Here is a 13,386-nt window from a genome sequence, read left to right on the forward strand (position 1 = left end):
TGGGGTTTTACTGCAAACATGCTTTACTTCCTATAATATCGCCATCTGATGCACTCCAGATATAAGAAAGACCATCTCCTGTTGCTGTAGCTGTTACTTTTGTGGTTGCCCCAATTGCAATGGTGCTTTGTTCCGCACTCAAATCTGTGTAAGAAATGGTCGAAGTACCTGTTGGGGTGGAAGAATTAGTACCGGGAGTTGAAGAATTTGTTGGTTTTACTTCCGGTTCCTGTACTTCTTTATTACAACTAGCTACTATCATCCCGATAGTAACAATGCCTAAAATTAATTTTACAGTTTTCATATTATTTAGAATTTTCTTTAATGATTTCGGCTTTATAACCTGTTTTTTCAATTACTTTTTTGATAGCTTCAGGATTTTTTTTGCTTGGGTCGTACTGGATAGTTGCCAAATCGCCTGGATATTCCACTTTGTGTTCAATAATGCCGTCCACTTCTTTGAGGGCATTTGAAATGTGGTTGGAGCAACCTGCACAAGTCATTCCCGTTATTTTCAATTTCAGGGTTTTACCTTCTTGCTGGTTTGTATTTGCTGTTTGTGCTTTACTGTCATTCGGTTTGCAACATTGAGCATTAAGCTGAGCAATTCCAATTAGGAACAAAGCACTCAATAGAATTAAATTCTTTTTCATAGTATAATTATTTAATTAAGTTCTTAAATACGAGGGGCAAAAAAATACTATTTCTTGCCAACCACTTTGTAACCTGTACCGTTGATGGCTTCTTCAATTTGAGCAAGACTCACTTTGGTTTGGTCAAATTCTACTTTGGCAGTCGCTTCTTCATAAATCGCATCTACCTTAACAATGCCTGGCAATTTGTTCACATCATTTTCTACTTGTGAAGCACAACCATTGCAAGTCATTCCTTTTACATCAAAAGTTACCGTTTGGATGTCAGAAGCATTGACGATTACAACTTCCTTGTTGTCGTTTGAAGGATAGAAAATGTGTGCATAGTTTGGAAAAGCGAGCATCAAGGCTGCAAACACGGTTACAATTCCCAAGAATGTTTTGGTCTGCATAAAGGGTTTTTTTTCGTCTTCTTCGCAATCACATTGGATTTCTTCGGCTGTTCGTGGTTTGAGTTTCTGATACCAAGCAAAGCCCAATACCAAAACGGTGATACCGATTAGATAAGGTCTTGCTGGTTCCATCCATGAAAAGATAGATGCCACTCCTGAAGCTCCTGAAATAAGAGCCAATACTGGTGTAATGCAGCAAAGTGATGCTGCTACTGCCGAAAGCACTCCCGCTCCGACAAGTCTGTTGTTTTTCTTGTTCATACTGTTTCCTTTTTTGAATTGTTTATGATGTGTTTAAAAAATGGACGAAGTAAAGTAAGTTGCTCCTGTTTCAAAGAGTAGAAAATGGTTTGTCCTTCTCTTCTACCTTCAATGATGTTTCCGTCTTTTAGTTTTCTGAGGTGTTGCGAAACGGCAGGGATGCTCATTCCGAGAATGTCTGAAAGGTCGCAAGGACAAAGTTCGTTTTCTTCTTCTAAGAGAAATAAGATTTTTAACCTTACTTCGTTTCCTGCCAATGCTAAAAGTCCACTCAGTTGACTGAATGCCTTGTCGTTGGTTTGAAGTATTACTCTACAATTGTCTATTTGAACCTTGTCGGCAAACACACGGATACACGATTGATTGTTTTCCATAATTTCCTTGTTTAGGATTTAATAACGCAGCAAAAATACAAATAGTTTTCTTATTTAAGCAAATACTTAAATGATAATTTTAATAAATCTTTTTTTTAAGCGGTGGGTCTCTTGGGACTTTGTTAAGGGGATAAATAAATACCCAGTGTCTTTTTAGGATAATGGAAAACTTATAAAATCATAAGGGAGAAATTTTATCAGCTATTCTGTATCGAAATGTTTGGCATTTTTTCATGCTCCATTATCAACTATAACGTCACTCACTGCCAAATCATTCCTTTGACTGTCACTTTATTATAACGCCTTGATTTCTGAAACACCTTTGTTCAGAAAGCCCGCGAGAAGTGGGAATACAATAACAAATTAATGTGTTTAATCATGAAAAAACAAAGAAAAAAAGTTTTGCTGGCAGCTACATTGATGCTCTCAGGAATCGGTGCATTCGCCCAGGGAAATGGTACAGCAGGTATCACAGAAGCTACCCAAATGGTCACCTCTTATTTCGATCCCGCCACACAGCTTATCTATGCTATTGGTGCCGTAGTAGGACTCATCGGAGGTGTTAAAGTGTACAACAAGTTCAGTAGCGGAGATCCCGATACCAGTAAAACGGCGGCATCGTGGTTCGGTGCCTGTATCTTCCTTATTGTAGCTGCTACCATTCTTCGTTCATTTTTCCTTTAATCCTTTGCCCTATGAGTAATTACAACATCAACAAAGGCATTGGAAGAACAGTAGAATTTAAGGGACTGAAAGCGCAGTACCTATTCATCTTCGCCGGCGGATTACTTGGGACATTGATCCTGGTCATGATACTTTACATGGCTGGGGTTAATTCTTACATCTGTCTGTCTTTAGGAATTGGTGGTGCTTCGCTAATTGTATGGCAGACCTTTTCACTCAATCAAAAGTATGGTGAACACGGATTGATGAAAATCGGCGCAATAAAAAGGCATCCCCATTACATCATCTGTCGCAAGCCCGTAAGGCGCTATTTAAAATTCACACCTAAAAAGAGTGCTGTATGAGAAATGTATCTAAGACCACTACATTGGAAAGCAAATTCCCTCTGCTGGCAGTAGAAAACAACTGCATTCTTTCCAAAGATGCAGACATAACTGCTTGCTTTGCCGTTCGTTTGCCGGAACTGTTTACGGTAGCTTCTGCGGAATATGAAGCCATTCACGCAGCGTGGCATAAGGCTATCAAAACTTTACCGGATTTTACAATCGTTCACAAACAGGATTGGTACATCAAGGAAAACTACGCTCCCGATTTGGCAAAGGAAGACCAGAGCTTTTTGGCTAAATCCTACCAGCGCCATTTTAATGAGCGACCGTTCCTGAACCATTATTGCTACCTGTTCCTGACCAAAACTACCAAGGAAAGAATGCGTATGCAAAGCAACTTCAGTTCGCTTTGCAAAGGTTCGCTGATACTCAAGGAAATCAGGAACAAGGAAACGATACACCGCTTTATGGAGGCAGTCGCCCAGTTTGAGCGTATCGTAAACGATAGCGGTTTCATAAGCCTGCAACGCCTGACCGAAGACGACATCATAGGGACGGACGAAAAACAAGGATTGCTGGAACAATACCTTACCCTTTCGAGGGAAGCCGAAACTCCGATGCAGGACATCGGTTTGGGGTCTGAAGAAGTACGTATCGGAAACAAAAGATTATCATTGCATACTTTGTCCGATACGGACGATCTGCCGGGAACGGTATCGGCAGATACACGTTTTGAAAAGTTATCGACCGACCGAAGCGACTGTCGTTTATCGTTTGCTGCACCCGTAGGATTGCTGTTAAGCTGTAATCATATCTACAACCAATACTTGTTTTTAGACAACAGCGATGCTAATCTTCAAAAGTTTGAGAAGTCTGCAAGGAATATGCACTCGCTGGCTCGGTACAGCCGTGCCAACCAGATCAACAAGGAGTGGATAGAAAGGTATCTGAACGAAGCCCATTCTTTCGGTCTTTCATCTATACGGGCACACTTCAACATCATAGCCTGGTCAGAAGATCCAGCGGAACTGAAACAGTTGAAGAACGATTGTGGTGGTGCATTGGCATTGATGGAATGTAAACCCCGCCACAACACTACGGATGTAGCTACTTTGTACTGGGCAGGAATGCCGGGCAATGCAGGCGATTTTCCGAGTGAGGAAAGTTTTTACACGTTCATTGAACCTGCCTTATGCTTCTTTACCGAAGAAACGAATTATCATAATTCACCTTCGCCATTCGGGATTAAGATGGCTGACAGGCTTACTGGAAAGCCTATCCACTTGGATATATCGGATTTACCAATGAAGCGTGGTATCATCACAAATCGGAACAAATTTATACTTGGTCCGTCAGGAAGTGGTAAATCTTTTTTTACAAATCACATGGTTCGGCAGTACTATGAGCAAGGTGCTCACGTATTGCTCGTGGATACAGGTAATTCCTATCAGGGATTATGCGAACTGATTAAAGGAAAAACCAAAGGCGAAGATGGGGTTTATTTCACGTACACAGAAGACAATCCCATTGCCTTTAATCCTTTCTATACCGATGATGGCGTTTTCGACATCGAGAAACGTGAAAGTGTCAAGACTTTGATATTGACCCTTTGGAAACGTGATGATGAGCCGCCAACACGTTCTGAAGAGGTCGCCCTTTCCAATGCCGTGAGTGGATACATTGAGCGTATCAAAACGGAAGGGATTTTCCCATCATTCAACGGTTTTTATGAATATGTCCAAGGTGATTACCGCAAGGTACTCGAAGAAAAACAGGTTCGTGAAAAAGACTTTGACATTGCTAATTTTCTCAATGTGTTAGAACCTTACTACAAAGGTGGAGAGTATGATTATCTGTTGAACTCGGACAAGCAATTAGACTTGCTTTCCAAACGCTTTATTGTGTTTGAAATTGATGCCATCAAGGATCACAAAATTCTTTTTCCCATCGTCACGATTATCATTATGGAGGTCTTTATCAACAAGATGAGGAGGCTGAAAGGTATCCGAAAGCTTATCCTGATTGAAGAAGCGTGGAAAGCGATTGCGAAGGAAGGTATGGCAGAATATATAAAGTATTTGTTTAAAACAGTTAGGAAGTTTTTCGGTGAAGCCATCGTGGTAACGCAGGAGGTGGATGATATCATCCAGTCGCCCATTGTTAAGGAAAGTATCATTAACAACAGTGATTGTAAAATCCTTTTAGACCAACGCAAGTATATGAACAAGTTTGATGATATACAGGCAATGCTCGGGCTTACCGATAAAGAAAAAGGACAGGTACTCTCCATCAATATGAACAACGATCCGTCACGGCTTTATAAAGAAGTGTGGATTGGATTAGGTGGTACGCACTCGGCAGTCTATGCCACCGAAGTTAGTCTTGAAGAGTATTTGGCATATACCACGGAAGAAACCGAAAAAATGGAAGTGATGCAGCTCGCATCGGAACTCGACGGCAACGTCGAACTCGCCATCAAGCATATCGCTATGCAAAGGCGTGAACAAGTAAATCAATAATTATTAATCATTTAAAAATTTAGAAACAATGAAAAAAGTAATGTTACTGGTGTGTACGGCAATTATGCTTGCCGTTACACCCTCCGCAAAAGCACAGTTTGTAGTAACCGATCCTGCAAATCTTGCATCCGGTATTCTCAACTCCGCCAATGAGATTGTACAAACATCCTCCACAGTAAGTAATGTGGTTAAGAATTTTAAGGAGGTTGAAAAAGTCTATAAGCAAGGCAAAGAGTATTACGACAAACTGAAAGCCATCAACAACTTAGTAAAGGACGCCCGTAAAGTGCAACAAACGGTTTTGCTGGTAGGTGATGTATCCGAAATGTATGTACAGAATTTCGGCAAGATGATGAACGATCCCAATTTCACAGCTCAGGAGTTGACTGCAATTGGCAATGGTTATTCGGCATTACTGGGCGAAAGTACCGAGCTACTGAAGGAACTAAAGCAGATCATAACCTCATCAAGCCTATCGCTGAACGATAAAGAGCGTATGGACATTATCGACCGTGTGTACAAAGAAGTCAAGGAATACCACAGCCTTGTACGCTATTACACCAACAAGAACATTTCCGTAAGCTATTTGAGAGCGAAAAAGAAAGATGATGCCAAAAGAGTACTTGATCTCTACGGAACTTCCAACCAAAAATACTGGTAAGCTATGGAATGGAATAATCTTCACGAAGTCCTGCGGTCGCTCTACGATGATATGATGCCGCTTGCAGGCGATATGGCAGCAGTGGCAAAAGGTCTTGCGGGATTGGGTGCATTATTCTATGTGGCGTTAAAGGTTTGGCAGGCTCTGAGCCGTGCCGAACCTATAGATATGTTCCCATTGCTACGACCGTTTGCTTTAGGACTATGTATTATGTTCTTCCCGACAATTGTATTGGGAACCATCAATGCGGTACTAAGTCCAGTGGTAACGGGAACCCACGCCATACTCGAAAACCAGGTACTCGACCTGAACCAATTGCAACAGCAGAAAGACCAATTGGAATATGAAGCAATGGTCAGAAATCCAGAAACAGCTTTTATGGTATCGGACGAAGAGTTTGATAAAAAACTGGATGAATTGGGCTGGTCGCCTTCCGACATTGGAACAATGGCAGGAATGTATATGGACAGAACCGCTTATCAGCTAGAGAAAGCCCTTAAAGATTGGTTTCGCAATCTGTTGGAAATACTCTTTCAGGCAGCCGCATTAGTCATAGATACCATCCGAACGTTTTTTCTGATCGTCCTTTCCATACTCGGACCAATCGCCTTTGCGATTTCCGTATGGGATGGCTTTCAGAGTACGCTCACACAGTGGCTCACTAGGTACGTCAGTGTGTATCTCTGGCTACCGGTTTCAGATCTGTTCAGTTCCATGCTTGCAAGGATACAATCACTCATATTGGAGCGGGATATTGAGATGCTCGCCGATCCGAGTTATATCCCCGACACCAGTAATACCGTGTACATCATATTTATGATCATCGGCATTATCGGATACTTTACGATACCTACCGTAACAGGTTGGATTATCCAGGCCGGAGGTGCAGGAAACTTTACACGAAATGTAAATCAGACAGCAATGAAAGCCGGAAATGTAGCAAGTGCCGGAGCAGGTTCTGCCGCAGGTAATATAGGTGGTCAGCTAATGAAATAATGTAAAATAATTAATCATCTAAAAAATGGAATTTAAAACACTAAGAAATATTGAAAACAGCTTCAGACAGATCAGGCTTTATGCCATCGTATTTGCCGTTCTCTGCATTAGTGTGGTAGGATATGCCGTATGGCAGTCCTACCGTTTTGCGGAGGAACAACGCCAAAAGGTTTATGTATTGGACAACGGAAAATCGCTAATGCTTGCCTTATCGCAGGATGCAAGTATTAACCGACCTGTTGAAGCGAGGGAACACGTAAGACGTTTTCACGAACTGTTCTTCACATTGGCTCCCGATAAGAATGCCATTGAAAGCAATATGAAACGGGCGTTCAACCTTGCCGACAAAAGTGCCTTTGATTATTACAAAGACCTTTCGGAAAAAGGATACTATAACCGTATCATTTCAGGAAACGTACAGCAGCGTATTGAGGTGGATAGCGTTGTCTGCAACTTCGATACCTATCCGTATGCCGTGCGAACCTATGCCAAACAATTCATCATCCGTTCGAGCAATGTAACCAGACGGAACCTGATCACGTCCTGCTATCTCGTGAACTCTGTCCGTTCCGATAATAACCCACAAGGTTTTAATATCGAAAAGTTTGCCGTAACGGAAAACAGGGACATTGAAGTAATTGAACGCTAAAAATAGAAGTTATGAAACAGTTACTTGACTTAGACACATTCGCACAAACCCTCACGAACAAAGGGTATGACGGCTATTTCCAAACAGAAGCGGCCTATGCCGACAAAATCAAAGATAGCATCAGCAGATTTTTGGAGGCTTGTAATAATGGAACAGACAAACCGATGTTGCCAAACATTCTGATGCTGAAAACCTACCTGGAATGGAATGGCGATGATAAGCCAAAGGTTGAATGCAATATGTGGATAAAGTACAAAGACGGTCTTTTCGATGTTCAGAAAATGAATATTGACAGAATAGACCAGTATGGGCAATTATTGAAGCAATCGAAATTAACGGATCTCACTACAAATTCGGTTCCGACAAGAAAAGAAGCGATTGCACAAGTTTCCGAAAAGCCCAGAGAACAGTTGTCTAACCAAAACAGACGGTTCCGAATGCGATAACCGATAATCATTACAATATGAAAAAATTAAGAGCAAAGATGGACAGGCACTTTGACCAATTGGATGATCGCTGGCGTGAACTGCCTGTACGCAAACAGCACAAATATACCCTATACTTTTTCTTGGGTTATCTGATGCTTACCGCAGGCGTGATTGCCAAAGTTTGGTACGACACGGGAAAGTCTGAAAACGATATGAAAATCAGGCATATGGAAAACCCTGTACTCAGAAAAGGAGAAAGCCCTGCAAGCTTACAGGACACATTATCAACCATTTTTAAAAATAAGATTTATGAAAGAAAATGAAAATAAAAAGACGGTGGTTCGGGTAACCGAGGGTAATCCGAAAGAAACCGCTGATGTGCTGCAAGACAGTACGCAGAGCAAAGCCGATAAACTGAAAAAGCCACTCATATTCGGCTTGATGGGAATTGTCTTTGTAGGCTGTATGTATCTCATATTTAAACCATCGGAAGATAAGAACGAAATCGAAAGTCTTGGACTGAACGATGCAGTTCCGCAGGCTACTGAAGCAGGATTACAGTCGGACAAGCAAAAGGCATACGAACAGGAAATGCTGGAACAAAAGGATAAAGAAAAACGAAATGCCCTGACAACGCTTTCAGATTACTGGAATACAGACAGCTCCCAGAGTATGGAAGAAGAAATACCTGAAGAAGAGGAAAGCTATCGTTATGGTTCTGAAAGAAATTCCGGCAGATATGGAAATTCTATCTTAAACAGTTACCGCAATGCACAAAGTACATTGGGTTCGTTTTATCAGGACGATAATTTGGAAACAATAGAACTCCGCAGGCAATTGGACGAACTGAAAGAGCAATTGGCTGAAAAAGATGTACCCAAAGCTGCAACTATAGATGACCAGCTTGCACTGATGGAAAAATCCTATCAGATGGCAGCAAAGTATCTTCCCCAAGGTAGTACGAGTACTTCAGAAGCTCTACCTGTCAATAACAGCAATGCTTCAGGAACTGCTACTACTAATCAAAAAGAGCATTTTGTAGCATTTACGTCTATGAGGAAAAACACTGTTTCTGCCTTATACCGTGAACCCAGCGATAGTGCATTTTTAGCCGATTGGAGCCAGACCAAAAATCGTGGCTTTTATACCGCAGGTTCCATTGAGCAGGTGGTACAACCGAAAAACAGTATAAAAGCAAGCGTACACGAAACACAAACAATAGTTGGCGAAACAGGTGTACGTCTTCGTTTATTGGAGCCAGCCCAAACACCACAACGAACCATTCCCAAAGGAACGATTGTAACAGCTAATGCCAAATTTCAGGGAGGGCGATTACAGCTAAAGATTACTTCGATAGAACTGGAGGGCAACATCATCCCTGTGGATATTACCATTTACGATTTGGACGGACAGCAAGGATTGTATGTTCCGTATTCGCCTGAAATGAATGCCCTTACAGAAATGGCAGGCAATATGAGCCAACAATCAGGAACAAGCTTGATGCTTACTCAAAATGCCGGACAGCAAGTTGCCGCAGACCTTAGCCGTGGCGTAGTACAGGGTATTTCGGGCTATTTCGCCAAAAAAGTAAGAACGCCAAAGGTAACACTGAAAGCAGGACATCAGGTCTTCTTGGTATCTAAAAAATAATGTTGAATTCAAATAATAAAACAATGAAAAATCATTTTAAAACTTTTTGGGCAATTGCCCTCATACTTGGCTTTGCCGTACAATCTTATGCACAGGACAGCATTAGAACACCGCTTGCCCTGGGCAAGATAGAACCGTACCGTATGGAATTGACCTACGATAAAACTTCGCACCTGATTTTCCCGACTGCCATTCGTTACGTGGATTTGGGAAGTGAATACCTAATTGCAGGAAAAGCGGAAGATGCCGAAAATGTATTGCGTGTAAAAGCATCGGTAAGGGATTTTGAAGCGGAAACCAATTTTTCCGTTATCACGAATGACGGACGTTTTTACAGTTTCAATGTGTATTACAGCGGGTATCCCGAAGCATTGAGCTATGACCTTTTGACAATGCAAAAAGCAGTGGACAAAGCCAACGGTAACGATGTGCTTTTTGAAGAATTGGGCAACAATTCTCCCTCATTGGCGGGCTTGCTTTTGGAAACTATTTACAAAAAGGACAAACGCATTGTAAAGCATATTGGGGCTAAGAGTTTCGGCATTCAGTTTATTCTGAAAGGAATTTACATACACAATGGTAAATACTATTTCCATACGGAATTGAGAAATCGCAGCAATGTACCGTTCAATATCGACTTTGTGAATTTCAAGGTAGTTGATAAAAAGGTTGCCAAACGAACCGTAGTACAGGAACGCCCGATGATACCGCTTCGTACCTATAAACCACTTACAGAAATTTCGGGACAAACCACCGAACAAAATGTTTTCCTGTTAGACCAATTCACTATTGCCGATGATAAGGTACTGTTGGTTGAGATTTTCGAGAAGAACGGTGGTCGTCATCAAACACTTCAGGTAGAAAATTCGGATTTGATAAAAGCCCGATTGATCAACGATATGCATCTGAAATTTTAATAAACCTTTAAAGCAATAATATGAAAAAGTATATCTATACTGTGATGCTTATACTGATAGGCATCACAACCAGCCAAGCGCAACGAATGTTGCCTAAACAAAAAGGATTGGAAGTAAATGTTGGTGTATTATCCGATGATAAAATCGGTAACGATTATTACCTCAATATTGGAATGACCATAAACGGTAAAAACGGTAACTATCAGCTTTGGGCATTGGAATACACGCACCAATACCACGACTATAAAGACCTCCGCATACCGCAGGAAACTTATACTGCCGAAGGCGGTTACAGTTTCTTCCTTTTGGGAGATGCTCGTAAAAACATTACGCTGAACTTCGGAATAACAGGTGTAGTCGGTTACGAAAGCATCAATCGTGGCGAAGCGATGTTGTATGACGGAGCAAAGATTTTGAGCGAGGATAACTTCATCTACGGAGCTGGTGGACGGCTCACTCTTGAAACATATCTATCTGACCGTTTTGTACTCGTCCTGCAAGGGCGTACAAAAGTCCTTTGGGGTACGGACTTAGAGCAATTCCGACCATCTGCAGGTGTGGGACTAAGGTTTAATTTTTAAAAACTTAAAACAATGATAGCAATATTTAATAAATTCAGAATAGCATTACTGCCTATATATGTAATGCTGGCAATCCTAACAGCTTCGGTTTCTCTGGTATCTTGTAGCAAAGACGATGAACTCGAAATACAGAACGATTTTCCTTTTGAAGTAAACGTGATGCCAGTTCCCAAAGATGTAGCCAACGGGCAGACTGTAGAAATACGCATTACCATACAACGTAAAGGGAATTACAGCAACACGCAGTATTTTCTCCGTTACTTTCAGTTTGACGGACAGGGAACGTTGCAATACTACGATGAACCGCCATACCTGCCGAACGATTTATACCCCTTACCGACAGAGCGGTTTCGCTTGTATTACACTTCAACATCTGCCGTGTCACAGTCCTTTGAGGTTTGGATTTCGGACAGCTTCGGAAACGAAAAGCAGATAAGTTTTCAGTTCAATAGTAGTGATTAAGAACAACAACTTTGACAACGACAAAACCGACTTTATAGGTCGGTTTTTTGCTTTTGATTTTCAACCAAGGATGTTTTGTTTAAATTTATTTGATATAATTTTGACAATATGGATGCAGTTACTTCTCAATTGGTAATGGGAATTATTCCGCTTGTTATCGGTATAGGTCTTATCTACTGGATAAGCCGGAGGAAATTTTACAGACGTAATGCGATGGGTGCAGAGGGCTTTTCGAGTTTTGAAGCATCTGTATTTATCCGTTTTATAGAACGTGTTGGTAAATGGATTGCCTATGCTTTAATTATTCTTGGCGTTGTTATTCTTTGGTCTTATACACAGATGAAAAAAGAAAGGGAGAAAAAACAACAGGAAGTTAAAATTGAACAGCCTACCAAACGTTGATAGAAATTTCCCTATAAACTTATTAACGAATCGGATAACCCAAAAGGCTATCCGATTTTTTGTTTACGGCAAAAGAAAACAGCCAAACACTGCCTCTCAACGCCAATGACTACAACATTTCCCAGTTATGTAATAAGCCATTATAAATTAGACTTCCACAGAAAAATTGAGCAGAATATGGAAGTTATCGCAATACAAAAATCCCTACTGGATGGAATGAAAAAAGAGCTGAAAGCACTTTTGGAACTGACCGAAAACGCTACTCGGAAATATACCCCGATTTTCAAAGAAGAGAAATGGCTCGATAACCAGGAAGTGTGCCTGATGATGAACATTACCAAACGGACTTTGCAGACCTATAAGGATAAAGGCTTATTGCCTTACTCCAAGCTCAACCGCAAAAATTATTATAAACTTTCGGATGTGCAGGCTTTGCTAAAAGGCAAACATTCGTATAATACCAATGACAATGGATTTACTGACGAATGAAACCGAAGAAATCATCGAACAACAGGAGATGATAATGCGATTGCGAAGCCGTATTGAAGAAATATTAAAAAACTACCGCCCCGTAATGAACGGAGAAATATACCTGTCGGGCGAAGATGTATGCAAGCTGTTACACATCAGTAAACGTACTTTGCAACAATATCGTGATGACAATATTCTGCCGTATATTCAAATAGGAGGCAAAATCATTTATAAAGAAACAGATTTATTGAGTGTATTGGAGCAAAACTATTGTAGCCAAAAAATCAAATAATCTATGATCAAATTTAGTTTAGGGCATATTTCTATATCGAAATGAGTTTTGTATCTTTGTAGAAGATAGAAAATACTTAAAGTGTTTTTGCTTTAGGTTCCGCATTAGAAACTGGTAATTTTTAAATCCCCGGAACAGATAAGTAAGAACGCTCACGTCATAGGCGTGGGCGTCCGCTTATTTGGGGGATGGCGTACCAGTGCCTTAATGCCGGTAAGTGTGATTGCCTACGCTTTCTTTTTTTGTGTAGGGTTCATGAAAAAGAAAAAATGGCATTATGGATACAATAAACAGACCCAAACAATCTCTGGCATTTATCAATGATAAAAGCCTCATCTTAGATAGTATTTGCAATGACCTCTCTGGTTCAGGATTTGAAATACTCTTCCGCTTGGAGCATGTCGAAGATGGAATAACTCAATTATCCGCTTTAAAAGCACTTCCAGAAGTCTGTATCATAGACTTAGATTTTTACGATAATGATGTGCTGGTACAGCTTCAGGAATTAAGAGAAAAATATCCACGTATTAAATTGATTGCCCATAGTGATATTGATGATGAGAAAGTTGGCAAGGCTCTTTTAAATATTGGTTTTTCGAGTTGTTTATTGGTTGGCAGTGATGTTGCTGATTTTAAAAAAGCGATTGAAAAAGTTGTAGAAAATTAAT

At 40.7% G+C, this 13,386-nt stretch carries 20 protein-coding genes; 16 read left to right on the forward strand and 4 right to left on the reverse strand.

Annotated elements, in window-relative coordinates:
* Positions 1-7: 7 nt before the first annotated feature.
* The 4 genes from CBM24_RS16265 to CBM24_RS16280 are packed head-to-tail and all read right to left on the reverse strand — an operon-like array spanning position 8 to position 1,680.
* Complete coding sequence (locus tag CBM24_RS16265; protein WP_002978236.1) at positions 8-304, reverse strand: hypothetical protein; 297 nt, start codon at positions 302-304, stop codon at positions 8-10.
* A 1-nt stretch (position 305) separates the two neighbouring features.
* The gene (locus tag CBM24_RS16270; RefSeq protein WP_088161965.1) at positions 306-653 is read right to left on the reverse strand and encodes a heavy-metal-associated domain-containing protein; all 348 of its coding nucleotides are present in this window, start codon (positions 651-653) and stop codon (positions 306-308) included.
* 47 nt (positions 654-700) lie between these two features.
* On the reverse strand, positions 701-1,306 hold the full coding sequence (merTP, locus tag CBM24_RS16275) for a mercuric transport protein MerTP (RefSeq protein WP_088161966.1): 606 nt from the start codon (positions 1,304-1,306) through the stop codon (positions 701-703).
* Entirely contained in the window at positions 1,303-1,680 is a 378-nt protein-coding gene (locus CBM24_RS16280; protein WP_088161967.1) for an ArsR/SmtB family transcription factor, read from the reverse strand. The genes merTP and CBM24_RS16280 overlap by 4 nt, the downstream gene beginning before the upstream one ends.
* A 378-nt stretch (positions 1,681-2,058) precedes the next feature.
* Here CBM24_RS16280 and CBM24_RS16285 point away from each other — a divergent pair, with 378 nt between their 5' ends.
* The 16 genes from CBM24_RS16285 (at position 2,059) to CBM24_RS16360 (ending at position 13,385) form a co-directional block, all read left to right on the forward strand.
* The gene (locus tag CBM24_RS16285) at positions 2,059-2,364 is read left to right on the forward strand and encodes a DUF4134 domain-containing protein (protein WP_034871415.1); all 306 of its coding nucleotides are present in this window, start codon (positions 2,059-2,061) and stop codon (positions 2,362-2,364) included.
* Positions 2,365-2,375: 11 nt separating this feature from the next.
* Entirely contained in the window at positions 2,376-2,708 is a 333-nt protein-coding gene (locus CBM24_RS16290; RefSeq protein WP_034871416.1) for a DUF4133 domain-containing protein, read from the forward strand.
* Positions 2,705-5,209 carry a TraG family conjugative transposon ATPase gene (locus tag CBM24_RS16295; RefSeq protein WP_088161968.1) on the forward strand — a complete coding sequence of 835 codons (2,505 nt, stop codon included), beginning with the start codon at positions 2,705-2,707 and terminating at the stop codon, positions 5,207-5,209. The genes CBM24_RS16290 and CBM24_RS16295 overlap by 4 nt, the downstream gene beginning before the upstream one ends.
* 28 nt (positions 5,210-5,237) lie before the next feature.
* Positions 5,238-5,870, forward strand: a complete 633-nt coding sequence (locus CBM24_RS16300) for a DUF4141 domain-containing protein (protein ID WP_019977024.1) — start codon at positions 5,238-5,240, stop codon at positions 5,868-5,870.
* 3 nt (positions 5,871-5,873) lie between these two features.
* Positions 5,874-6,866 (forward strand): conjugative transposon protein TraJ, encoded by a 993-nt coding sequence (gene traJ / locus CBM24_RS16305; protein WP_026357721.1) that lies wholly within the window; start codon positions 5,874-5,876, stop codon positions 6,864-6,866.
* Between the two features lie 25 nt (positions 6,867-6,891).
* Entirely contained in the window at positions 6,892-7,515 is a 624-nt protein-coding gene (gene traK / locus CBM24_RS16310) for a conjugative transposon protein TraK (protein ID WP_026357722.1), read from the forward strand.
* An 11-nt stretch (positions 7,516-7,526) separates the two neighbouring features.
* The gene (locus CBM24_RS16315; protein ID WP_034871419.1) at positions 7,527-7,961 is read left to right on the forward strand and encodes a hypothetical protein; all 435 of its coding nucleotides are present in this window, start codon (positions 7,527-7,529) and stop codon (positions 7,959-7,961) included.
* A 17-nt stretch (positions 7,962-7,978) separates the two neighbouring features.
* Complete coding sequence (locus CBM24_RS16320) at positions 7,979-8,266, forward strand: hypothetical protein (RefSeq protein WP_034871420.1); 288 nt, start codon at positions 7,979-7,981, stop codon at positions 8,264-8,266.
* Positions 8,253-9,593, forward strand: a complete 1,341-nt coding sequence (gene traM, locus CBM24_RS16325) for a conjugative transposon protein TraM (RefSeq protein ID WP_070562255.1) — start codon at positions 8,253-8,255, stop codon at positions 9,591-9,593. The genes CBM24_RS16320 and traM overlap by 14 nt, the downstream gene beginning before the upstream one ends.
* A gap of 23 nt (positions 9,594-9,616) precedes the next feature.
* Positions 9,617-10,510, forward strand: coding sequence for a conjugative transposon protein TraN (gene traN, locus CBM24_RS16330; RefSeq protein WP_034871537.1), 894 nt, complete (start codon positions 9,617-9,619; stop codon positions 10,508-10,510).
* A gap of 20 nt (positions 10,511-10,530) precedes the next feature.
* A complete protein-coding gene (locus tag CBM24_RS16335) occupies positions 10,531-11,091 on the forward strand; it encodes a conjugal transfer protein TraO (RefSeq protein ID WP_088161969.1) in 561 nt (186 codons plus the stop codon).
* Between the two features lie 12 nt (positions 11,092-11,103).
* Complete coding sequence (locus CBM24_RS16340; protein ID WP_088161970.1) at positions 11,104-11,553, forward strand: DUF3872 domain-containing protein; 450 nt, start codon at positions 11,104-11,106, stop codon at positions 11,551-11,553.
* A 108-nt stretch (positions 11,554-11,661) separates the two neighbouring features.
* Positions 11,662-11,955, forward strand: coding sequence for a hypothetical protein (locus CBM24_RS16345; RefSeq protein WP_019977033.1), 294 nt, complete (start codon positions 11,662-11,664; stop codon positions 11,953-11,955).
* 177 nt (positions 11,956-12,132) lie between these two features.
* The gene (locus tag CBM24_RS16350) at positions 12,133-12,444 is read left to right on the forward strand and encodes a helix-turn-helix domain-containing protein (RefSeq protein WP_034871538.1); all 312 of its coding nucleotides are present in this window, start codon (positions 12,133-12,135) and stop codon (positions 12,442-12,444) included.
* Positions 12,425-12,718 carry a helix-turn-helix domain-containing protein gene (locus CBM24_RS16355; RefSeq protein WP_034871423.1) on the forward strand — a complete coding sequence of 98 codons (294 nt, stop codon included), beginning with the start codon at positions 12,425-12,427 and terminating at the stop codon, positions 12,716-12,718. Before CBM24_RS16350 ends, CBM24_RS16355 begins: the two co-directional genes overlap by 20 nt.
* Positions 12,719-12,995: 277 nt before the next feature.
* Complete coding sequence (locus CBM24_RS16360; protein ID WP_034871424.1) at positions 12,996-13,385, forward strand: response regulator transcription factor; 390 nt, start codon at positions 12,996-12,998, stop codon at positions 13,383-13,385.
* The last annotated feature ends 1 nt before the right edge of the window (position 13,386 follow it).

The organism is Sphingobacterium sp. G1-14 (genome assembly GCF_002196555.1).
Taxonomy (GTDB): Bacteria; Bacteroidota; Bacteroidia; order Sphingobacteriales; family Sphingobacteriaceae; genus Sphingobacterium; species Sphingobacterium siyangense.

Excerpts from the sequence above, each read along its gene's own strand:
- CBM24_RS16265 (WP_002978236.1), bottom strand. The coding sequence starts at position 304 with ATGAAAACTGTAAAATTAATTTTAGGCATTGTTACTATCGGGATGATA.
- CBM24_RS16270 (WP_088161965.1), bottom strand. The coding sequence starts at position 653 with ATGAAAAAGAATTTAATTCTATTGAGTGCTTTGTTCCTAATTGGAATT.
- merTP (WP_088161966.1), bottom strand. The coding sequence starts at position 1,306 with ATGAACAAGAAAAACAACAGACTTGTCGGAGCGGGAGTGCTTTCGGCA.
- CBM24_RS16280 (WP_088161967.1), bottom strand. The coding sequence starts at position 1,680 with ATGGAAAACAATCAATCGTGTATCCGTGTGTTTGCCGACAAGGTTCAA.
- CBM24_RS16285 (WP_034871415.1), top strand. The coding sequence starts at position 2,059 with ATGAAAAAACAAAGAAAAAAAGTTTTGCTGGCAGCTACATTGATGCTC.
- CBM24_RS16290 (WP_034871416.1), top strand. The coding sequence starts at position 2,376 with ATGAGTAATTACAACATCAACAAAGGCATTGGAAGAACAGTAGAATTT.
- CBM24_RS16295 (WP_088161968.1), top strand. The coding sequence starts at position 2,705 with ATGAGAAATGTATCTAAGACCACTACATTGGAAAGCAAATTCCCTCTG.
- CBM24_RS16300 (WP_019977024.1), top strand. The coding sequence starts at position 5,238 with ATGAAAAAAGTAATGTTACTGGTGTGTACGGCAATTATGCTTGCCGTT.
- traJ (WP_026357721.1), top strand. The coding sequence starts at position 5,874 with ATGGAATGGAATAATCTTCACGAAGTCCTGCGGTCGCTCTACGATGAT.
- traK (WP_026357722.1), top strand. The coding sequence starts at position 6,892 with ATGGAATTTAAAACACTAAGAAATATTGAAAACAGCTTCAGACAGATC.
- CBM24_RS16315 (WP_034871419.1), top strand. The coding sequence starts at position 7,527 with ATGAAACAGTTACTTGACTTAGACACATTCGCACAAACCCTCACGAAC.
- CBM24_RS16320 (WP_034871420.1), top strand. The coding sequence starts at position 7,979 with ATGAAAAAATTAAGAGCAAAGATGGACAGGCACTTTGACCAATTGGAT.
- traM (WP_070562255.1), top strand. The coding sequence starts at position 8,253 with ATGAAAGAAAATGAAAATAAAAAGACGGTGGTTCGGGTAACCGAGGGT.
- traN (WP_034871537.1), top strand. The coding sequence starts at position 9,617 with ATGAAAAATCATTTTAAAACTTTTTGGGCAATTGCCCTCATACTTGGC.
- CBM24_RS16335 (WP_088161969.1), top strand. The coding sequence starts at position 10,531 with ATGAAAAAGTATATCTATACTGTGATGCTTATACTGATAGGCATCACA.
- CBM24_RS16340 (WP_088161970.1), top strand. The coding sequence starts at position 11,104 with ATGATAGCAATATTTAATAAATTCAGAATAGCATTACTGCCTATATAT.
- CBM24_RS16345 (WP_019977033.1), top strand. The coding sequence starts at position 11,662 with ATGGATGCAGTTACTTCTCAATTGGTAATGGGAATTATTCCGCTTGTT.
- CBM24_RS16350 (WP_034871538.1), top strand. The coding sequence starts at position 12,133 with ATGGAAGTTATCGCAATACAAAAATCCCTACTGGATGGAATGAAAAAA.
- CBM24_RS16355 (WP_034871423.1), top strand. The coding sequence starts at position 12,425 with ATGGATTTACTGACGAATGAAACCGAAGAAATCATCGAACAACAGGAG.
- CBM24_RS16360 (WP_034871424.1), top strand. The coding sequence starts at position 12,996 with ATGGATACAATAAACAGACCCAAACAATCTCTGGCATTTATCAATGAT.